General features: G+C 75.2%; 20 protein-coding genes and 1 pseudogene. 15 read left to right on the plus strand and 6 right to left on the minus strand.

The annotated features are described in order from the left end of the window. Window positions 1–64 precede the first annotated feature (64 nt). From BS72_RS18710 to BS72_RS18720, 3 genes are all read right to left on the minus strand, one after another. The gene (locus BS72_RS18710; protein WP_037912038.1) at window positions 65–520 is read right to left on the minus strand and encodes a tellurite resistance TerB family protein; all 456 of its coding nucleotides are present in this window, start codon (window positions 518–520) and stop codon (window positions 65–67) included. Between the two features lie 255 nt (window positions 521–775). After that, window positions 776–1,780 carry a helix-turn-helix transcriptional regulator gene (locus tag BS72_RS32505; protein ID WP_051951240.1) on the minus strand — a complete coding sequence of 335 codons (1,005 nt, stop codon included), beginning with the start codon at window positions 1,778–1,780 and terminating at the stop codon, window positions 776–778. Window positions 1,781–2,060: 280 nt separating this feature from the next. Beyond that, window positions 2,061–2,636 carry a TerD family protein gene (locus BS72_RS18720; RefSeq protein WP_037912041.1) on the minus strand — a complete coding sequence of 192 codons (576 nt, stop codon included), beginning with the start codon at window positions 2,634–2,636 and terminating at the stop codon, window positions 2,061–2,063. A gap of 139 nt (window positions 2,637–2,775) precedes the next feature. Between BS72_RS18720 and arfB the strand changes: the two genes are divergently transcribed. Then, entirely contained in the window at window positions 2,776–3,201 is a 426-nt protein-coding gene (gene arfB, locus BS72_RS18725) for an alternative ribosome rescue aminoacyl-tRNA hydrolase ArfB (RefSeq protein WP_037912042.1), read from the plus strand. A gap of 135 nt (window positions 3,202–3,336) precedes the next feature. On the opposite strand, the gene BS72_RS18730 is transcribed toward arfB, so the two are convergent. Beyond that, entirely contained in the window at window positions 3,337–3,849 is a 513-nt protein-coding gene (locus BS72_RS18730) for a flavin reductase family protein (RefSeq protein ID WP_037912044.1), read from the minus strand. A 409-nt stretch (window positions 3,850–4,258) separates the two neighbouring features. Here BS72_RS18730 and cdgB point away from each other — a divergent pair, with 409 nt between their 5' ends. From cdgB to BS72_RS18750, 4 genes are all read left to right on the plus strand, one after another. After that, complete coding sequence (gene cdgB / locus BS72_RS18735) at window positions 4,259–5,920, plus strand: diguanylate cyclase CdgB (RefSeq protein WP_037912045.1); 1,662 nt, start codon at window positions 4,259–4,261, stop codon at window positions 5,918–5,920. A 169-nt stretch (window positions 5,921–6,089) separates the two neighbouring features. Further along, the gene (locus tag BS72_RS18740; protein WP_051951241.1) at window positions 6,090–7,292 is read left to right on the plus strand and encodes a sensor histidine kinase; all 1,203 of its coding nucleotides are present in this window, start codon (window positions 6,090–6,092) and stop codon (window positions 7,290–7,292) included. 78 nt (window positions 7,293–7,370) lie between these two features. Further along, window positions 7,371–8,057, plus strand: coding sequence for a response regulator (locus BS72_RS18745; RefSeq protein ID WP_037912047.1), 687 nt, complete (start codon window positions 7,371–7,373; stop codon window positions 8,055–8,057). Window positions 8,058–8,508: 451 nt separating this feature from the next. Continuing rightward, a complete protein-coding gene (locus BS72_RS18750) occupies window positions 8,509–9,486 on the plus strand; it encodes a quinone oxidoreductase family protein (RefSeq protein ID WP_037912048.1) in 978 nt (325 codons plus the stop codon). Window positions 9,487–9,514: 28 nt separating this feature from the next. Here BS72_RS18750 and BS72_RS18755 read toward each other — a convergent pair whose 3' ends face one another. Further along, window positions 9,515–10,657: a threonine aldolase family protein gene (locus BS72_RS18755; RefSeq protein WP_037912049.1), complete on the minus strand. Its 1,143-nt coding sequence runs from the start codon at window positions 10,655–10,657 to the stop codon at window positions 9,515–9,517. Between the two features lie 150 nt (window positions 10,658–10,807). Between BS72_RS18755 and BS72_RS18760 the strand changes: the two genes are divergently transcribed. The 10 genes and pseudogenes from BS72_RS18760 to BS72_RS18805 all read left to right on the plus strand — a co-directional run bounded on the left by BS72_RS18760 (window position 10,808) and on the right by BS72_RS18805 (window position 19,540). Then, entirely contained in the window at window positions 10,808–11,695 is an 888-nt protein-coding gene (locus tag BS72_RS18760; protein ID WP_232792462.1) for a Rossmann-like and DUF2520 domain-containing protein, read from the plus strand. Further along, window positions 11,692–12,564, plus strand: a complete 873-nt coding sequence (gene panC, locus BS72_RS18765) for a pantoate--beta-alanine ligase (RefSeq protein WP_037912051.1) — start codon at window positions 11,692–11,694, stop codon at window positions 12,562–12,564. Before BS72_RS18760 ends, panC begins: the two co-directional genes overlap by 4 nt. Beyond that, window positions 12,561–14,380: pseudogene (locus BS72_RS18770) on the plus strand (L-aspartate oxidase). Before panC ends, BS72_RS18770 begins: the two are co-directional and overlap by 4 nt. Before the next feature lie 50 nt (window positions 14,381–14,430). Then, window positions 14,431–15,432 (plus strand): carboxylating nicotinate-nucleotide diphosphorylase, encoded by a 1,002-nt coding sequence (gene nadC / locus BS72_RS18775; RefSeq protein ID WP_037916593.1) that lies wholly within the window; start codon window positions 14,431–14,433, stop codon window positions 15,430–15,432. A 7-nt stretch (window positions 15,433–15,439) separates the two neighbouring features. Beyond that, on the plus strand, window positions 15,440–16,228 hold the full coding sequence (locus BS72_RS18780) for a type III pantothenate kinase (RefSeq protein WP_037912052.1): 789 nt from the start codon (window positions 15,440–15,442) through the stop codon (window positions 16,226–16,228). Window positions 16,229–16,606: 378 nt separating this feature from the next. Then, complete coding sequence (locus BS72_RS18785; RefSeq protein ID WP_037912053.1) at window positions 16,607–17,398, plus strand: hypothetical protein; 792 nt, start codon at window positions 16,607–16,609, stop codon at window positions 17,396–17,398. A 28-nt stretch (window positions 17,399–17,426) separates the two neighbouring features. Next, on the plus strand, window positions 17,427–17,600 hold the full coding sequence (locus BS72_RS37355; protein WP_037912054.1) for a hypothetical protein: 174 nt from the start codon (window positions 17,427–17,429) through the stop codon (window positions 17,598–17,600). A gap of 549 nt (window positions 17,601–18,149) precedes the next feature. After that, complete coding sequence (locus BS72_RS18795; protein WP_078901462.1) at window positions 18,150–18,545, plus strand: BlaI/MecI/CopY family transcriptional regulator; 396 nt, start codon at window positions 18,150–18,152, stop codon at window positions 18,543–18,545. An 11-nt stretch (window positions 18,546–18,556) separates the two neighbouring features. Next, window positions 18,557–19,075, plus strand: a complete 519-nt coding sequence (locus tag BS72_RS18800) for an amino-acid N-acetyltransferase (protein ID WP_037912056.1) — start codon at window positions 18,557–18,559, stop codon at window positions 19,073–19,075. Window positions 19,076–19,198: 123 nt separating this feature from the next. Continuing rightward, a complete protein-coding gene (locus tag BS72_RS18805; protein ID WP_037912057.1) occupies window positions 19,199–19,540 on the plus strand; it encodes a histone-like nucleoid-structuring protein Lsr2 in 342 nt (113 codons plus the stop codon). Here BS72_RS18805 and BS72_RS18810 read toward each other — a convergent pair. Next, window positions 19,471–20,055: an SCO3374 family protein gene (locus BS72_RS18810; RefSeq protein ID WP_051951242.1), complete on the minus strand. Its 585-nt coding sequence runs from the start codon at window positions 20,053–20,055 to the stop codon at window positions 19,471–19,473. The genes BS72_RS18805 and BS72_RS18810 overlap by 70 nt on opposite strands. Between the last annotated feature and the right edge of the window lie 173 nt (window positions 20,056–20,228).

Below are 20,228 nucleotides of genomic sequence, written 5' to 3' on the forward strand. Positions count from 1 at the left end.
CCGCACGGGCCCCCGCCGGACCGGGCGGCCCGAGCTGCCCGGCCCGGCGGTCAGCGGCGGCCGGTCAGAGGTCGAACTCGGACGGGTTGAGGCCGACCGCGTAGCAGGCGTCGCGTACGACGCCCTGCTCGGTCTTGTCGAAGGTGCTGTCCGCGCCGCCGATGACGATGCCGATCTGGATAACGGCCCGCGCCTCGGCCGGCTTCTTCTGCACCTTGGCCACCTCCTGGAGGAGCGCCACCTTGCCGAAGTCGAAGTCGGCGGCCAGCTTGTCCAGGTAGCCGTCGAAGCGCTGCTGGAGGTCGGTGGCGGAGAAGTTCTGGAGCACCTCGTTGCCGGTGATGAGCGCGGCCACCCGGCGCCGTTCCACCGGGTCCACCGAGCCGTCGGCTGCGGCCACCAGGGCGCACATCGCCATGCTCGCGTCGCGGAACGCCCCGCTCTTCAGGTCGTTCTTCTTCGCGTTGAGCTGCGTCTGCATGGTCTGGGCGGACTCCTTGAAGCGGTCCCACAGGGCCATGGCGGATCTCCTCGGCGGTCTTGGATACGCCGACCGCGGCGCGGTCGTACGAAAGGGCGGGTGCGCGCGGCTGCGGCACGGTCGGAGAACTCGCGGGAAGGGTAAAGGAGTTCCCAAGTGCGTCCGGAATCGGCCGGTGCGGCGCCCGGCGCCGAGGTCGGACGGCGATGTTCGCTGTGGGCGAACGCTCTCCATCCGGACGGCCCTCGGCCGTCCGGGTGAGCCCCGCCGCCGGGACGGGCGCGACGACCCGGCTCAGGTCCGGGTGAAGGGGCCCGAGCGCATGCGGGGACGGGGCAGGACCCGGGAGAGCTCCGGGTCCTGGGCGAGCCGGAGGCCGGCCTCGAAGCGGCTGGTCGCCCCGAGCCGGTCCATCAGCTTCGCGACGGTGCGCTGGACGGTGCGCCGGTGCACGCCGGTCTTGCGGGCGATCTGGTCGTCGCTCAGCCCCATCGCCAGCAGCCGGATGGCGACCCGCTCCTGCGGCGACAGCTCGGCGGCGGCGGGGCGGCGCGGCTCCGGGTAGGGCGTGGCCCGCCGCCAGCAGTCGTCGTAGAACGCGGCCAGGGTGCCGACCACGCTCTGGCTGCGCAGCAGGAGCAGCGGCGAGCTCCTGGGGGCGGCCGGGTCGCCGGGCAGGCACGCGGTGAGGCCGTCTCCGATGACGAGGTCGCAGGGGACGTCGTCGATCAGCCGTATCTCGACGCCGATCGCGACGAGTTCGTCGAAGTAGCGCACCGCCCGCGGTACCCCGAGCAGGTGCCGCGGGTAGAGGGTGCGAATGTGGACGCCCCGCGAGACCATCTCGGTGTCCAGCATCCGACCCCGCGCCAGGGTCTCCTCGACCGGGGTGAGCCAGAGGTGCATCTCGTCGCAGGACCTGCGGTTGGCGGCGACGAACGTCGTCATGGCGCGGAGCTTGGCGCCCAGCGTGGTGACGTACTCGACCTCCAGCGCCTCGATGCGCCGGACCGCGGCCGGCTGGTAGACCGTGACCAGCGCCAGCGCGGTCTCCTCCAGCGCGGCGGCCTCCCGCACCAGGCGCAGGGTCCCCGCCCGGTACTTCTCCATGGCCCGGATCAGAGCCGTGCTGGGTTCGACCGGCTCGGGCCGTCCGCCGCTGGTCTCGACCAGCCCCAGTTCGGTCAGCCGGCGCCAGGCCGCCGAGTCCCCGGTGCCGCCGGCGCGTGCGGCGGCCTCCGAGCCGCCGGCGCGCAGAGTCTGGTACAGCGCGAGCGCGTGCTCGTCCACGTCGGGCATCAGATTCCCCTCCCACCCCCGGCAGACCGCGCGTTCCCGCGCCGGTCCGCCCCCGCCGCCCACCCTACTCGCGGCCGAACCCGGCCCTCAGGTCCATTTCGCCGCACATGGACGGGCGGGTGGGCGGCGAACAGGCGACCAGTCGGGTGGCGTCCCAGGGGCCCGGGGTGTCCCAGGCGTCCCGGGCGTCGCGCGGGTGGCGCGTGCGCGGCGCGCCGGGCCGGGCCGGTCCGGGCGCCACCCGGCCCGGCCCGGCCCGGTCCGCGTCAGGCGGTGCCCGTCAGATGTTGACGCCGAAGTCGGAGGCGATGCCCGCCAGGCCGGAGGCGTAGCCCTGGCCGACCGCGCGGAACTTCCAGTCGGCGCCGTTGCGGTAGAGCTCGCCGAAGACCATGGCGGTCTCGGTGGCGGCGTCCTCGCTCAGGTCGTAGCGGGCGATCTCGGCGCCGCCGGCCTGGTTGAGGATGCGGATGTAGGCGTTGCGCACCTGGCCGAAGTTCTGGCCGCGGGACTCGGCGTCGTAGATGGAGACCGGGAAGACGACCTTGTCGACATCGGCCGGCAGGGCGGCCAGGTTGACGTTGATCTGCTCGTCGTCGCCCTCGCCCTGGCCGGTGACGTTGTCGCCGGTGTGGACGATCGTCTGGTCCGGGCTCTGCTTGTTGTTGAAGAAGACGAAGTGGCCGTCGGAGTAGACCCGGCCGGAGGCGTTCACGGCGATGGCGCTCGCGTCGAGGTCGAAGTCCGTACCGGTGGTCGTGCGCACGTCCCACCCGAGGCCGACGGTGACCGCCGTGAGTCCGGGCGCCTCCTTGGTCAGCGAGACGTTGCCGCCCTTGGTCAGGCTTACCGCCATGGGAAGTCCCCTTCATGGTTGTTGGTCTTCGTGGACGAAACTACCGCCATCCGTGTGTACGTGAAGAGGGTCCCGTACGGTTCCGTAACGGGTGGAAATCGTGATGACGTGCGGTGCCGCGGCGGGGGACCATGGACACATGTCCGGTCCTCTCCTCGTACGCGGCTCCGTCTCGATCCCCGAGGCCGAGCTGCAGTGGCGTTTCTCGCGCTCGTCCGGGCCGGGCGGCCAGCACGTCAACACCAGCGACAGCCAGGTGGAGCTGCGGTTCGACCTCGCGGCCACCTCGGCGCTGCCGCCGGTGTGGAAGGAGCGGGCGCTGGAGCGGCTGGCCGGACGGCTCAGCGGCGGCGTCCTCGCGGTGCGCGCGTCCGAGCACCGCTCGCAGTGGCGCAACCGCGAGACGGCCGCGGCCCGGCTCGCCGCGCTGCTGGCCGAGGCCACCGCGCCGCCGCCCAAGCAGCGCCGGCCCACCCGGATACCGCGCGGGCTCAACGAGCGGCGGCTGCGGGAGAAGCGGATGGCGTCCGAGCGCAAGCGGGGCCGTTCCGGCGGCTGGGACTGACCCCTCGGCCCCCAGGTCCCTCGGCCCCCAGGTCCCTCGGCCCCCAGGTCCCTCGGCCCTCCGGCCCCGGCCTCGCGCCTTGCGGCCTCGCGGGCCTGTCGCCCGGCCGGCCGGGGCGGCTCGGCCCAGGAAGGGTCAGCCCAGGAAGCGGTAGCGGCCGCGGAAGTAGCTGAGCGGGCCGCCCTCGGCGCTGGGCGTGCGGGCGGTCATCACGCGGCCGATGACGAGGGTGTGGTCCCCGGCCGCCACGCGCTGCTCCGTCTCGCACTCGACTATCGCCAGCGCCCCGCCGATCACCGGCGCGCCCGACGCCTCGCCGCGGTAGTACGAGACGTCCTCGAAGAGCAGCCGGTCGCTGATCCGGCCGCGCATCGCGAACCGTCCGGCGATGTGCCGCTGGCTCTCGCTGAGCACCGACACCGCCCAGCGCGGCTGCCGCTCCAGCACGTCGTCCATGCGCGAGCCGGTGCGCACGCTCGCGAGCACCAGCGGGGGGTCCAGCGAGACGGACATGAAGGCGGTCGCCGTCATCCCGACGTCCTCGCCGCGCGGCCCGTCCTCCGGGTCGTGCGCGGTGACGAGGACGACGCCCGCGGCGAGGCGGGCCATCGCGGCGCGGAAGTCATCGGAGCTGACGGTCTGACCCATGGTGGTCCCAGGATGCCGTCCCGGCGGAGTATGAAGCACGTTCCCCAACGTTACGGCCAGATAGGTGGCAGATGCACCGGTCAACCGGTCGGTCCTTGGTCTCATCACCGGGGGTGGCCGGACTAGGTCCTGCGATCTACGCAGGGTCGCCAAGCCCCGGACATCTCATGTGACTTGAGTCACAAGGGCCAGGAATTGTTGACCCTGTGTACCGATGGCACAGCTCCCCGTGATTCAGTTGCGTTGTACTTGGAAGACTGTGAATTGCAACGCGGTGGCTACGGCCGCCGCAACGGGGGCAGCCGCCGCCGGAACGGCCCCTCCGCAAGGGGGTGGCCGACCGGTCCGGCCGCCCCTGAGGCGCGGCCGGACGGGGACGACACGAAGGCGTGGGGAGGGCCAGCAGGACATGGACCACGAGTCGGAGCCTTACGTCCGTCTGGCCACCCTCCGCCAGCTCCACGCGGTGGTCGCCGAGCTCAACAGCGCGCGCGGCCTCGCCGACACGCTCCAGGCCGTGGCCGACGGGGTGGTCCGCGGCCTGGGGTACGAACTCGCGGCGGTCAACCTGGTGCAGCCCGACGGCGACCTGGTGGTGGCCGCGTTCGCCGGCAGCGCGGCCGGCGAGGCGCTGCTGGCCGGCCGGGTCGGCTCCCGCATCTCCTGGGATCGCCGGCTGGGCATGGGGGAGCAGTGGGGCTCGCTGCGCTTCATACCCCACACCGAGGGCTGGGTGCTCATCGACGACGACGTGCCGCAGTGGCACACCGAGGGCCCGCTGCCCCGGTTCGACGACGAGTGGCACCCCGGGGACCGCCTCTACGCCCCCATGCACGCCTCCCAGACCCTCGGCAGCGACCTGATAGGCGTCATCTCCGTGGACCGGCCCACCAGCGGCCGGCACCCGGGCCCCTGGGGCTGCGAGGCGCTCCAGACGTACGCCTTCCAGGCCGGGGTGGCCATCAGCAACGCCCGGATGCGCGCCAACATGCAGCGCGCGCTGGTCCGGCTGGAGCGCGAGCAGCAGGCGCTGCGGGCCAGCGAGGAGAGCTTCCGGCAGGCGTTCGAGTACGCGCCCAGCGGGATGGCCATCGCGGAGATGGGCGGCGACCAGCACGGCCGGCTGCTGCGGGCCAACGACGCCCTGTGCCGGCTGCTGGGCCGGTCGGCCACCATGATGCGGCGCTACTCCTTCTCCGACCTGGTGCACCCCGAGGACGTCGGCCTGCTGCTGCGCACCTCGGCCGAGGGCGGCCGGGCCGAGCTGCGGCTGGCCCGCCGGGACGGCAGCTACCTGTGGGTGAGCCTGCGCAACTCCGTGGTCGCGGACACCGCCGACGGCCCGCGCCTCCTGCTCACCCACGTCGAGGACATCGAGGAGCGCAAGAGCCGGGAGATCCAGCTCGCCCACCGCGCCAGCCACGACTCCCTCACCGGCCTGCCCAACAGCGCCGAGCTGCGGTCCCGGCTGTCGGCCCGGCTCTGCTCCCGCCCGCAGGACCGCGACGCCGCCTCCGCCGGGCCGGCCGGGCCGGACCAGTTCGCCTTCAGCTACGGCTACGGCTACGGGCCCGGGGACCTGGCCACGCCGCTGGGCGGTCACGACACCCACGTGCACGCCGAGGCGCCCGACGAGGGCGACGAGGAGGTCGGCCCGGAGGCCGGCAAGGGCCTGGCGGTGCTCTTCTGCGACCTGGACGGCTTCAAGGCCATCAACGACCAGCACGGCCACCACGCCGGCGACGCGGTGCTGATCGAGGTGGCCCGGCGGCTCACCGGCGCGGTCCGGGACGGGGACACCGTGGCCCGGCTCGGCGGCGACGAGTTCGTGGTCCTGGCCGACGGGCTGACCCCGGCCGACGCCGCCGACCTCACCGTCCGGCTGCGCAACGCGATCATCCCGCCCATCCGCTTCGAGGGCCGCGCGGTGCGGGTGGGCGCCTCCTTCGGCATCGGCTGGGCCGCCTGCGGGATGACCGCCGAGGAGGTGCTGCACTCGGCGGACCAGCGGATGTACGTCGAGAAGCGCTCCCGCGCCACCGCCCGGCAGAGCCACCGCCGGGCCGGCTGAGCGCACCGGAGGGCGCCCTCGCGGGTCCCCCGGCCGCCTTTGCGGGGCGCCGCGGGCGGACCCTGAGGGGGAGCGGGCCGGGTGGTCCACCTTGCGGCGTAGCGGCCGGCCCCAGGATCGCCCTGGCGGCTGACCCGCCCGCCGCCGCGCCCTCCTTACGCTGGACGGCGTGCAACGCGTCTACGAGTTCTTCCGACGGCACCCCCTGTGGGTCGACGGCTTCTGGGCCGCCGTCCTGCTGGGCGTTTCGGCGGTGTGGACCGTGGCGCAGGCGCGGCTCGGCCCGCCGCAGCGGGTCGCCGCGGTGCCGCTCGTCCTGGCCCTGGGCACGGTGGTGGCGCTGCGCCGCCGCGCCCCGGAGCGGATGCTGCTGCTGGCCATCGCCGTCGGGCTGCTCCAGGTGGCGTTCGGGGTGGGCGTCAACCCCGCCGACGCCGCCTTCCTGGCGATCATCTTCACCTGTGCCGCCACCGGGGCGCGCTGGTCCTCGCGGCTGGCGCTGGGCGCGGGGCTGGCCGCCGCGCCGCTGGCGGTGACGCGCTGGCCGCCGGAGACGACCGACCGCACGGTCTGGGCCGGGCTGCTCCAGACCTTCTTCCTCACCGTGATCTTCGCGCTGTCCTGGGTGATCGGCGACCGGCTGCGCACCCGCCGCGCCTACTACGCCCAGCTGGAGGAGAAGGCCGCCCGGCTGCACCGGGAGCGGGAGGCGCAGTCCAGGGCGGCGGTGGCCGCCGAGCGGGCCCGGATAGCCCGCGAGCTGCACGACGTGGTGGCGCACAACGTCTCGGTGATGGTCGTCCAGGCCGACGGCGCCGCCTACGTGCTGGACGCCGCCCCCGACCAGGCCAAGCAGGCACTCGCCACCATCTCCACCACCGGCCGCCAGGCCCTGGCGGAGATGCGCCGGCTGCTGGGCCTGCTGCGGGCCGGCGACGACGCCGGCGGGGAGTACGTCCCGCAGCCCGGCGTCGACCAGCTCGGCGACCTCATCGACCAGGTGCGCGGTGCCGGCCTGCCGGTCCGCTTCGAGGTGGCCGGCCGGGCCCGCCCGCTGCCCAGCGGCGTCGAGCTGACCGCCTACCGGGTCGTCCAGGAGGCGCTGACCAACGTCCGCAAGCACGGCGGCGACGGGGCCAGCGCCAGCGTCCTGCTCGGCTTCGGCGACGCCGCGCTCGACCTGCTGATCGAGGACGACGGCCAGGGCGCCGTCCGCGAGCTGTACACCCAGGGCGGCCAGGACGGGCTGGGCCAGGGGCTGATCGGGATGCGCGAGCGGATCGGCATGGTCGGCGGCACCCTGGCGGCCGGCCCCCGGCCGGGCGGCGGCTTCCGGGTGAGCGCGGTACTGCCGCTGCGCGCCCCCGGCTGACCGGCCGCGCCCCGACCCGGCCTACGTTCACCCCGCCGCCTCAGAGACCTCGTACACCCCCCCGGAAGGACCCGACCGATGCCGATCCGCGTCATGCTCGTCGACGACCAGGTGCTCCTGCGCACCGGCTTCCGGATGGTGCTGGCCGCCCAGCCGGACATGGACGTCGTCGCGGAGGCCGGCGACGGCGCCGAGGCCCTGGAGGTGCTGGGGCGCACCGAGGTCGACGTGGTGCTGATGGACGTGCGGATGCCGCGGATGGACGGCGTGGAGGCCACCCGGCGGATCTGCGGCGGTGAGCGCGGCGCCGAGGGCGGCCCGCGGGTGCTCATCCTGACCACCTTCGACCTCGACGAGTACGCGTTCGCCGCGCTGCGGGCCGGCGCCGGCGGCTTCCTGCTCAAGGACGTCCCGCCGGACGAGCTGCTGGCGGCGGTCCGGGCCGTGCACAGCGGCGATGCGGTCGTCGCCCCCAGCACCACCCGGCGGCTGCTGGACCGCTTCACGCCGATGCTGCCCCCGGCCGCGCGGCCCGAGCGGCACCCCGGCCTCGAACGGCTGACCGAGCGCGAGCGGGAGGTGCTGCTGCTGGTGGCCCAGGGGCTGTCCAACGGGGAGATAGCCGAGCGGCTGGTGCTCTCCGAGGCGACTGTCAAGACCCACGTGGGCCGCATCCTCACCAAGCTCGGGCTGCGCGACCGCGTGCAGGCCGTCGTACTGGCCTACGAGTCCGGCCTGGTCCGGGCGGGCGGCGGCCGCGAGTAGTTCCCGCCACCGGATTGGCGGGAACAACTCCCCTGCCCTCGGCGGTTGTCGGGGGAGCCGGGTGGGACGATGCGGGCCGGTGCCGCCCGGGTTCCCGAACCGCCCGCCGGCTGGAGGGACACCGCGCGCCGCGCCCGGGAATGCGGCAGGACGGCGGCGGAACGGCAACAGGACGGCTGCGGACGCCGGGTGGTACCCCCGGCGCGGTGCGGCACGCGTCACCATCAGCAGGCGAGCAGGAACAGCAGGCGAGCAGGAACAGCAGGCACCCGCAGGCAAGCGGGAACAGCGAGCAGGAACAGCAGGCGAGCAGGAACCGGCAGACAGAGCACGGCGGCCGGACACCGCACCGCACGGCACCGCCGGGCGGCGGGAGCGTCCGGCGGCAGCCCGGGTCGTACCGTCCAGCGCGGCGGGCCGGCCGGGGCCGGACAGCAGGGGGAGTACGGCAATGCGAGCGATCGTCATCACGGAGCACGGCGGCCCGGAGGTCCTGAGGAGCACCGAGGTGCCCGAGCCCGAGCCCGGCCCCGGACAGGTGGCCGTCGAGGTGGCCTGGGCCGGCGTCAACTTCGCCGACACCCTGGCCCGCGCCAACGGCTACCGGGTGAGGGAACTGCCCTTCCGGCCCGGCCTGGAGATCTCCGGCCGGGTCCGCGCGGTCGGCGCGGGGGTCACGGACCTGGTGGTGGGCCAGGAGGTCGCGGCGTTCCTCGACGGCGGCGGGTACGCCGAGGTGGTGGTCGCCCCGGCCGCCACCGTCTTCGCGCTGCCCGCGGAGGTGGACCTGCGCACCGGCGCCACCCTGCCCAGCGTGCTGCCCACCGCCTACGGCCTGCTGCACGAGGCGGCCCGGATCCGGGAGGGCGACACGGTGCTGGTGCAGGGCGCGGCCGGCGGGGTCGGCACGGTCGCCGGCCAGCTGGCCAGGGCCGGCGGCGCCTCGGCCGTCTACGGCGTGGTCTCCAGCCTCGACAAGGCCGAGCACGCCCTGAAGTCCGGCTACGACGCGGTCTTCGCCGAGGACGCGTTCGACGCCGACGTGCTGGAGGCCACCGGCGGCCGGGGCGTCGACATCGCGCTGGACTCCGTCGGCGGCGAGACGTTCACCCGCACGCTCGCGGTGCTCGCCCGCTTCGGCCGGCTCGTCTCCTTCGGCAACGCCGGCGGCGCCGAACCCTGGCAGGTCGGGCCCGAGCAGACCTACCCGAAGGCGCTGTCGGTGGGCGGGTTCTCCATCCTCGGCCTGGCCGCCGCCGACCCGGCGCGGCTGCGCGAGATCGTCCACCGCTCCTTCGACGCGGCGGCCGAGGGCGGCCTGGAGCTGCCGGTCAGCGCGGAGTTCGCGCTCGCCGACGCGGCCGACGCGCACCGGCTGATGGAGTCCCGCACCAGCATCGGCAAGCTGCTGCTGCGGGTGCGGGACTGACGCGCCGTCAGAGGGTGGCGCGCGGACCTCAGCCCGTCACGTAGGCGGCGAAGGCGGCCGCCGCCGTGCGGACGTCCGCCGCCGACCACGCCAGGGCGCGGGCCCCCGCGGAGACCTCGGTCATCGAGATCCCGGGCGGGCCGGGCTCGGTGAACCGCGACAGGCCGAACACGCTCACCCCGGTCTCCTCGGCCTGCCGCAGCGCGGCCTCGTTCAGCGCCGCCGCCGGGTAGGGCAGCCACAGCTGGAACTCGTGGGTGTGCGGCTCGGCCGGGTTGACGCGGGCCTGGACGACGCCGCCCTCGGCCAGCCCCTCGGCCAGCGCGGCCGCCACCGCCTTGGCGTGTTCGACGTACGACGGCAGCCGCGGCAGCTCCCGGGCCAGCCCGGCCATCGCCGAGAGCACCGACGGGAACTGGTGCGCGATCTGGCCGCCGTAGCGGTGCCGCCAGACCTTCGCCTCGGCGGTGAAGTCCTCCGGGCCGGCCAGCGCGGCGCCCGAGATGCCGCCCAGCGACTTGTAGAAGCTGACGTAGACGCTGTCCGCCAGGCCCGCGATCTCCTGGAGCGGGCGGCCGAAGTGCGGGACGCACTCCCACAGCCGGGCCCCGTCGAAGTGCACCACCGCGTCCCGTTCGCGGGCGGCGGCCACCACGTCCGACAGCTGCTCCCACGTCGGCAGCAGGTATCCGGCGTCGCGCAGCGGCAGTTCGAGCATCAGCGTGCCGAACGGCTCGGGCAGCTCCCGTACCTCGTCCGCCGTCGGCTGCCGGGGCGCCCGGGTCGGGTGGACGGTGCGCAGCCCGCTCACCACCGACAGCGCGGCCCGCTCGTGCACCTCGGGGTGCGCCAGCGGGTGCAGCGCCACCACGTCGCTGCCGGTCCGGCCCGCCCACACCCGCAGCGCGACCTGCTGGGCCATCGTCCCGGTGGGGAAGAACACCGCCGACGGCATGCCCAGCAGCTCCGCGACCCGGCGCTCCAGCTCCTCCACGACACCGTCGCCGTAGGTGTCGACGGGCTGGGACAGGTCCACCCCGGCGTCCTGCGGGTCCCGTCCGGCCCGCGCCAGGAAGTCGGCCAGGGTGCTCTCGGGCTTGCCCGACAGCACCCGCTCGCACGCCGCCACCGCGGCCCGGCGCCGTGCCCGCGCCTCTTCGTCCGTCGTCATGCCGCGATCGTCTCACCGGCGCGCGGGGCCCGCGGGTCCGGGTCCGAGGCGGCGGCGCCGTCGGGCCCCGGGTACGGGCTCATCCGCCCGCCTTAACGTAGGATTGACGAGAAGTGTGCGGGAGCCCGGCGAGCGAGGGGCGTGGTGGGCGTGGACGAGAAGCCGGCGAGGCTGTCGGTCGGGGTGGTGGGCGCCGGCCGGGTCGGGCCCGCGCTGGCCGCGGCGCTCCGACTGGCGGGGCATCACCCGGTGGCCGTCTCCGGGGTGTCGGAGGCGTCCCGGCGGCGGGCCGAGGCCCTGCTGCCGGGGGTGCCGCTGCTGGACCCGGCCGAGGTGCTGGCCCGCGCCGACCTGGTGCTGCTGACGGTGCCCGACGACGCGCTGCCCGACCTGGTGGCCGGCCTGGCCGGCACCGGCGCGGTGCGCCCCGGGCAGCTGCTGGCGCACGCCTCCGGCCGGTTCGGGTACTCCGTGCTGGAGCCGGCGCTGCGGGCCGGGGCGCTGCCGCTGGCGCTGCACCCGGTGATGACGTTCACCGGCACGCCCGTGGACGTGCAGCGGCTGGCCGGATGCAGCTTCGGGGTGACCGCCCCGGCCGAACTGCGCACCGCCGCCGAGGCGCTGGTGATCGAGATGGGCGGCGAACCGGAGTGGATCGACGAGGCCGCCCGGCCGCTCTACCACGCGGCGCTGACCATCGGCGCGAACTACCTGGTCACCCTGGTCGCCCAGTCGATCGACCTGCTGCGCGCCTCCGGGGTCGCCGAGCCCGGCCGGATGCTCGGCCCGCTGCTGGGCGCCGCGCTGGACAACGCGCTGCGCTCCGGGGACGCCGCCCTGACCGGCCCGGTGGCCCGCGGCGACGCCGGCACCGTCGCCGCCCACCTCGCGGAGCTGCGCACGCACGCCCCCGAGACCACCGCCTCGTACGTCGCCATGGCCCGCGCCACCGCGGACCGCGCGCTCGCCAACGGAATGCTCAAGGCCGAACACGCGGAGGCGCTGCTGGGCGCCCTCGCCGACGAGGGGACCCGATGACCGAAGTCGTCCGCCACGCCCGCGACCTGGCGCCCGCCGCCGCGGTGGTGATGACCATGGGCGCGCTCCACGACGGCCACGCCGCCCTGATCCGCGCCGCCCGCGCCCACGCCGGCACCGGCCGGGTCACCGTCTCCGTCTTCGTCAACCCGCTCCAGTTCGGCGCCGGCGAGGACCTGGACCGCTACCCGCGCACCCTGGACGCCGACATCGAGCTGGCCGCCGCGGCCGGCGCCGACACCGTCTTCGCCCCGGGCGTCGAGGAGGTCTACCCCGGCGGGCAGCCGCAGGTGCGGATCTCGGCCGGCCCGATGGGCGAGCGCTTCGAGGGCGCCTCCCGGCCCGGCCACTTCGACGGCATGCTGACCGTCGTCGCCAAGCTGCTGCACCTCACCCTCGGCGCCCGCCGCGGCCCGCACGAGCCGCCGGGCGCGGCGTTCTTCGGCGAGAAGGACGCGCAGCAGCTCGCGCTGGTGCGCCGGATGGTGCTGGACCTGAACTTCCCGGCGGAGATCGTCGGGGTGCCGACCGTCCGCGAGGCGGACGGCCTGGCCCGCTCCAGCCGCAACCGCTACCTGGACGACGCCGCCCGCACCAGCGCCCTGGTCCTGTCCCGGGCGCTGACGGCCGGCCGGGACGCGCTGGCCGCCGGCCCGGACGCGGTGCTGGCCGCCGCCCGCGAGGTGCTCGCCGAGGCGGCCGGCGCACGGCCGCCGGTGCTGCCCGACTACCTGGCGCTCGTCGACCCGGCCGACTTCAGCGAGGCCGGGCCCGACCACACCGGCCCGGCGGTGCTCGCCGTGGCCGCGAAGGTGGGCACCATCCGCCTGATCGACAACATCCCCCTGGACTTCGGAGCCCCCGAATGACGGCTGACCTCTCCGGCGACCCGAGCGGCGCCCGGATACGTCTGAACGCGCCCGCGCCCGGCTGGACCACCACGTCCGACGTGGTCGTCGTCGGCTCCGGCGTGGCCGGGCTGACGGTGGCGCTGCGCTGCGCCGCCGGCGGCGCGAAGGTCACCGTGGTGACCAAGGCCCACCTGGACGACGGCTCCACCCGCTGGGCCCAGGGCGGCATAGCCGCCGCGCTCGGCGAGGGCGACACCCCCGCCGAGCACCTGGACGACACGCTCGTGGCCGGCGCCGGGCTGTGCGACGAGGACGCGGTGCGCGCCCTGGTCACCGAGGGGCCCGGCGCCGTGCGCCGGCTCATCGCGGCGGGCGCCCGCTTCGACACCGACGCCGCCACCGGCGAGATCCTGCTCACCCGCGAGGGCGGCCACCACCGCAGCCGGATCGCGCACGCCGGCGGCGACGCGACCGGCGCCGAGGTCTCCCGCGCGCTGATCGCCGCGGTCCGCGCGGCGGCCGACGGCACCCCGGGCGGCGGCTCGATCGAGTTCGTCGAGAACGCCCTGGCGCTGGACCTGGCCACGGACGCCGAGGGCCGCGCCGCCGGCGTCACCCTGCACGTGATGGGCGCCGGCCGGCGCGACGGCGTCGGCGCCGTGACGGCCCGCGCGGTGGTGCTGGCCACCGGCGGCATGGGGCAGGTCTTCTCGGCCACCACCAACCCCCCGGTGTCCACCGGCGACGGCGTGGCGCTGGCGCTGCGGGCCGGGGCCGAGGTCAGCGACATCGAGTTCGTGCAGTTCCACCCGACCGTGCTGTGGCTGGGACCGGACGCGGAGGGCCAGCAGCCGCTGGTCTCGGAGGCGGTGCGCGGCGAGGGCGCCCACCTGGTGGACGCCGACGGCGTGCGCTTCATGGTCGGGCAGCACGAGCTGGCCGAGCTGGCGCCGCGCGACATCGTCGCCAAGGCGATCACCCGCCGGATGCTGGAGACCGGCACCGCCCACATGTACCTCGACGCCCGCCACTTCGGCGCGGCGATGTGGGCCGAGCGCTTCCCGACCATCCTCGCCGCCTGCCGCGCCCACGGCATCGACCCGGTCACCGAGCCGATCCCGGTGGCGCCGGCCGCCCACTACGCCTCCGGCGGGGTGCGCACCGACCTGTCGGGCCGCACCACCGTGCCGGGCCTCTACGCGTGCGGCGAGACCGCCTGCACCGGTGTCCACGGCGCCAACCGGCTGGCCTCGAACTCCCTGCTGGAGGGGCTGGTCTTCGCCGAGCGGATCGCCGACGACGTACTCGCGCTGCTCGCCTCCGCGCGGGACGTTCCCGGGGCGCCCGTCCTCCCGCCCGCCCCGGCGGCCCGCTGCTGGCCTCCGAGGCCCGCGCGGACGTGCAGCGGATCATGACGGCCGGCGCCGGGGTGCTGCGCAGCGCCGAGAGCCTGGCCGCCGCCGCGGGCGCCCTGGAGCGGCTGCGGACCGCGGCCGTCGAGGCGTACGACCGCGAGGGGAAGACCGCGCCGCCGTGCGTGGAGACCTGGGAGGCCACCAACCTCGCCCTGGTCGCCCGGGTCCTGGTGACCGCCGCGCGGCGCCGCGAGGAGACCCGCGGCTGCCACTGGCGCGAGGACCGGCCGGACCGCGACGACGCCGACTGGCGCCGCCACCTGGTCGTCCGCCTCACCCCGCACGGCACGTTGGACGTGCGGGCCACCGAGGGCCACGCCCTCCCCCCGACCCTCCCCGGACCCCGGCCGGCGGACGCCCCTGGCGCCGCCGGGATCGGGGATGATGGGGCTCTCGCCGTACCGAAGGAGCTTTCGTGACCGCCGCCGACCCTTCCGCCACTCCTGGCCGCCCGGACCGCCCGCAGCCCGTGGCGCTGCCGCTGCCCACCTTCGGCCCGCCCGCCGGGTCCGCCGGTGACGGCTGCGGATGCGGCTGCGCCGCGGAGGGCGACTACGAGGACTACGGCCTCGACCCGCTGGAGTGCGGCCTCGACCCCGACCTGGCGTCGCTGCTGGCCAAGGCCGGGCTGGACCCGGTGCTGGTCGAGGAGGTGGCGCACATGGCGATCGAGGAGGACCTCGACCACGGCGTGGACGTCACCACCGTGGCCACCGTGGCCGAGGACGCCATGTCCGCCGGCGACTTCACCTCCCGCGAGGCCGGCACGGTGGCCGGGCTGCGGATCGCCGAGGCGGTGCTGTCGGTGGTGTGCACCGACGCGTTCGAGGTCGAGCGGCACGTCGAGGACGGCGACCGGGTCACCGCCGGCCAGAAGCTGCTGACGGTCACCGCCCGCACCCGGGACCTGCTCACCGCCGAGCGCAGCGCGCTGAACCTGCTCTGCCACCTGTCGGGCATCGCCACCGCCACCCGCGCCTGGGCCGACGCCCTGGAGGGCACCGGCGCGAGCGTCCGCGACACCCGCAAGACGACGCCCGGCCTGCGGGCGCTGGAGAAGTACGCGGTGCGCTGCGGCGGCGGCCTGAACCACCGGATGTCGCTGTCGGACGCCGCGCTGGTCAAGGACAACCACGTGGTCGCCGCCGGCGGCGTCGCGGCCGCCTTCGGCCGGGTCCGCGAGGAGTTCCCCGACGTGGACATCGAGGTCGAGGTGGACACCCTCCACCAGCTCCGCGAGGTGCTGGACGCCGGCGCCGACCTGATCCTGCTGGACAACTTCACCCCGGCCGAGACCGCCGAGGCGGTGGCCCTGGTGGCCGGCCGGGCCCGGCTGGAGTCCTCCGGGCGGCTCACCCTGGCCAACGCCCGCGCCTACGCCGAGACCGGCGTGGACTACCTCTCGGTGGGCTCGCTGACCCACTCCGCCGCGGTCCTGGACATCGGCCTGGACCTGCGAGCGGGAGCGTAGCGGGCGGATGCTGCTCACCATCGACGTCGGCAACACCCACACCGTCCTCGGGCTCTTCGACGGCGAGGAGATCGTCGAGCACTGGCGGATCTCCACCGACCCCCGGCGCACCGCGGACGAGCTGGCCGTGCTGCTCCAGGGGCTGATGGGCATGCACCCGCTGCTGGGGGACCTCGGCGACGGAATCGACGGCATCGCGATCTGCTCCACGGTGCCGTCGGTCCTGCACGAGCTGCGCGAGGTGACCCGCCGCTACTACGGCGACGTGCCCTCCGTGCTGGTCGAGCCGGGCGTCAAGACGGGCGTGCCGATCCTGGTCGACCACCCCAAGGAGGTCGGCTCGGACCGGATCATCAACTCGCTGGCCGCCGTCCACCTCTACGGCGGCCCGTGCATCGTGGTGGACTTCGGCACCGCCACCACGTTCGACGCGGTCACCGCGCGCGGCGAGTACGTCGGCGGCGCCATCGCCCCCGGCATCGAGATCTCGGTGGACGCCCTGGGCATGCGCGGCGCCCAGCTGCGCAAGATCGAGCTGGCCCGGCCGCGCAGCGTCATCGGCAAGAACACCATCGAGGCCATGCAGTCCGGCATCCTCTACGGGTTCGCGGGGCAGGCCGACGGCATCGCCGAGCGGATGGCCCGCGAGCTGGCCGACGACCCCGACGACGTCACCGTCATCGCCACCGGCGGCCTCGCGCCGCTGGTGCTCGGCGAGGCGTCGCTGATCGACGCGCACGAGCCGTGGCTGACGCTGATCGGGCTGCGGCTGGTCTACGAGCGCAACACGTCCTGAGCGCAACGCCCTGCGGGCGGGACGGCGGCTCAGCGGGCGGCCTCGTGGCGCCCCGGCGCCTCGCGGGGCTTCGCGGGGCTTCGTGGCGCCTCGCGGGGCTTCGCGGTGAGCCGGACGGTGGTGGTGGCCCGGCGGCGGGTCCTTCGGGGGACCCGCCGCCGGGCCGCGCCGCGTTCCGGGGCGCCGGGGCCCGGGGTCCTGGGGGTGTCGGGTGCGGGAGACGCGCCCGGGCGGTCCGGTCGCGGAACCGGGGCGGCGCGGCAGGTTCCGGGGCGTGGCGGGGCTCGCGGCCACGCCCGGGGAGCATGGGTCATGCGAATTTGTCCGGTTAGCGATTAATGTCCGTTCATGCCCACGCCACACGGAAGCCGAGGGGGAATGGCGTTCAGCGCGGACGAGGTGCGCGTGCTGCGACGCGCGCTCGCGGACACGCTGAGCCCGGCCGCGGGCGCCCCCGCCCCGCGCGACGCGGGATACGTCCGGGACTGCCTGCGGCTGGCCGACACCCTCGCCGAGGCCGTCGACGAGGCTGCCCGGCTGCACGCCTTCCACCGGGCCGAGCTGGCCCGGTACCGCGCCGCGCTGCCCGGCGCGGCCGGCGGCTACCTGGACCGGCTGACCGCCGCGCTGGACGGCGGCGCCACCCCCGGCGCCGAGGACCTGGCGGCCCTGCGCCAGCTGCGGGCCGTGCCGTGCGGCCCGGCCGAGCGGCGCCGCCGGCTGGCCCTGCTGCGCCGCTGCGAGACCCTCGCCGAGAACGACGTACGACAGCGTCTGGAGGCCCACATGCGAAGCGACCGCCGCCTGCTGACCCTCCCGCCCCGGTCGGTACCGGGACCCGCCGCGCCCAGGCGGGCGGCGGCCGTGCTGGCCGTCGTGCCCCGCGCCGCGGGCGAACCCGACCCGGCCCGGCCCCCGCGCCCAAGCCCGCCCCCAGGCCGGCGCCGAAGCCGGGCGACCGGCCGGCCCCGAAGCCCGGCGCGCGGCCCCGGCGCCCGCCGCCGAGCCGGCGCCGAAGCCCGCCGAGCCGGGCGACCGGCCCGCCCCGGCGCCCGCGGCGCCGCGCCCGGGCGCCCCCGCCCGGCACCGGGGCGCCGCGCCCCCACCCCCGCCGAGGTCTTCCCGCCCAGCAGGCGGCGCGGCGCCCCGGGGCAGGCCCGCTCGGCCTAGCCGCGAGGGCGGTGGCTACCCTGGCGGCATGGACTACGTCTCCGCGATCGTGCCGCCCCTGGTGATGGCGGTCTTCTTCATCGGGCTGATCATCACGATCGTCAAGAACCAGGGCGGCGCCAACAAGGCCAAGGAGGACGCCGCGGTGGACGCCGCGTTCGCCGCGGCCGAGGCCGCCGCCCGCAACACGTCGGAGGGCTGACCTCCGCCCCACGGTGGCGGAGGCCCGGCCCCCGCCACCTGTGGCTCGACCATCCCGGCCGCAGCCGCTCGCGGCGCGTCCCGCGCGCCCGCCGGGCCCGGTACGGCCGCGCGAACGTGCGCCCGAAGGGCGTACGTCGGACCCGCGCACCCCCTGCGCGGTCCCTGAGCAAGCCCGGCTGGCCGCGCCCCGTTCCGGGGCCCGTCCGATGCCCCTCGCGAGCCGCCCCCGGCGCCCTTGCCGACGCCCCTCTGCCGGCCGCCGACGACCCTCTGCCGGGCCTCTGCCGACCCTCTGTCAGGCCCTCGCAAGCCCGCGCAGCGCCTTCTGCGGGCCCGCGCCCCACCCTCCGGCCACCGCCGGTCCCGCCGACCGCGGGCCGCGCTCCTGGCCCCGCCGCGGGGCCGCCTCCGGCCCCCGTCCGACGGCGGGCCCGCCCCCGCCCGTCCCGCTCGCCTCCGCCCCGGGATTCACGCTCGCGAAGGAGCACATACGGCCGAACCGGTGGCATTCCGGCAATCCGCCATCATCCGCCCGTAGTATCGCGGTGTGCCACGACCACTGGGAGAGCTCGAAGACGCGGTGATGACGCGCGTGTGGGAGTGGAACCGGCCCGTCACTGTTCGTGAGGTCCTTGAGGATCTCGAACAGGACCGCTCCATCGCCTACACGACGGTGATGACCGTAATGGACAACCTCCGCCAGAAGGGGTGGCTGCGCAGGTCCGCCGAAGGGCGGGCTTATCGCTATGAGGCGGTATCGACCAGGGCGGCATACTCGGCCGCACTGATGAACGAAGCATGGTCCGCGAGCGACAACCCGGCCGAGGCCCTGGTGCACTTCTTCGGCATGATGTCCCCGGAACAGCGTGAGGCGGTCCGGGACGCATTGCGCATCATCCAGAGCGTCGACCCCTCCGGTCCGCCCGAGACCGAAGGACGATAGCGTGCGGGAACATGCCCCTGATGTCGAATGACGTGACCATCCGCCGGGCCCGAACGAGCGATGTCCCGGCGCTGCGCCGGCTGCTGGACTCCTATGTCCGCGACGGCATCCTCCTCGACAAGGCGACCGTGACCCTTTATGAGGACATCCAGGAGTTCTGGGTGGCGGAGCGGGACCAGGACGCCGAGGTGGTGGCCTGCGGCGCTCTCCACGTCATGTGGGAGGACCTGGCCGAGGTCAGGACGCTCGCGGTCGACCCCGCGCTGCGCGGGGCGGGTGTGGGGCACCAGGTCCTCGCCAAGCTGCTGCAGACCGCGCGCTGGCTGGGGGTGCGGCGAATTTTCTGCCTCACCTTCGAAGTCGACTTCTTCGCCCGGCACGGCTTCGTGGAGATCGGCGAGACCCCGGTGGACGGCGATGTCTTCGGCGAGCTGCTGCGTTCCAATGACGAGGGCGTGGCGGAGTTCCTGGACCTGGAGTGGGTGAAACCCAACACCTTGGGCAACAGTCGGATGCTGCTGCAACTCTGATCGTGTTCCGGTATGTCCGGATCGCGCTACCTCGTGCGGGGCTCCTCGTGCAAGGGGTTTGAGTTTTCCGCGAAAAGGCGCTTTGCTTTTACCGGTAATCCGTTTTCGATGAAAGGGAAGCCGGTGGCTCAGAAGGTCCAGGTCCTTCTTGTGGACGACCTCGACGGTGGCGAGGCGGACGAGACGGTGACGTTCGCTCTCGACGGGGTGACCTACGAGATCGACCTCACCACGGAGAACGCCGACAAGCTGCGCGGGCTCCTGCACCCGTACACGGACGGTGGTCGCCGTACCGGCGGTCGCGCCGGGCGCGGGCGCACCAAGGCCGCGCGGTCCGGTGGCGGCGCCTCCGGGCAGGACACCGCGAAGATCCGCGCGTGGGCGAAGGAGAAGGGCTACGAGGTCAACGACCGCGGCCGCGTCCCCGCCACCATCCGTGAGGCGTACGAGAAGGCCCACGGCTGATCAGGGCAGCGAGTCCGCAGGGTGATCCGATGGCAGGCCGTCGCCAGGGCTGCCACCAGGGCGGCGAGGCCGACGGGGGACTCCGCCTCCTCTGCTCCGGGGTCCACCCGGAGTGAGGGCACGGTCGTCTCGACGTCGAAGCCGGGCCGAGGAGGCCGCAGCCACACCGGCGCAGACCGGTCGTACGCGGCCTCCCTGCGGCCCCACTCGGGGTGGGCGGGCGCCCTGAGGCTCTGCCCGGCACCCAGGGCCGAGAGGTCCAGCGGGATGCCTCCCCAGTCCAGCCACTCCAGGAGCCCCGGCAGCTCCTCGGCCGAGCCGGCGGCCACGAGCAGCCGCACACGGTGGCCGTCCAGGGCCACCGGCCCCAGCCTGCCCGGCTGCGGGAAGCGGCTGAGCATCGCGAACCCGGCCTCCGCCGGGGCGTCGAGCGCGTCGAACCGCACTCCCGTGGCCAACGCGGGGGGCAGCGCTCCGGCCAGCGGCCATCCCAGTTCGTGCTCGTACCAGCCCATACCGTGAGAACTCCCCAGCGTCCGGGTGGTTACGCCCGGTGCCGGTCCGGGGGGCCCTTCGAACACGACTCGGGTACGTTCCGGCGCCGCCTCCGCACGCTGTGCTGCCACCGGTCGCCGCCCGCCGCGCCCCGCGACCCGGGCGGGTGTTCGCCCTCAGCGCATTCGGAAGG

Source organism: Actinacidiphila yeochonensis CN732, assembly GCF_000745345.1.
GTDB classification, from domain to species: Bacteria; Actinomycetota; Actinomycetes; order Streptomycetales; family Streptomycetaceae; genus Actinacidiphila; species Actinacidiphila yeochonensis.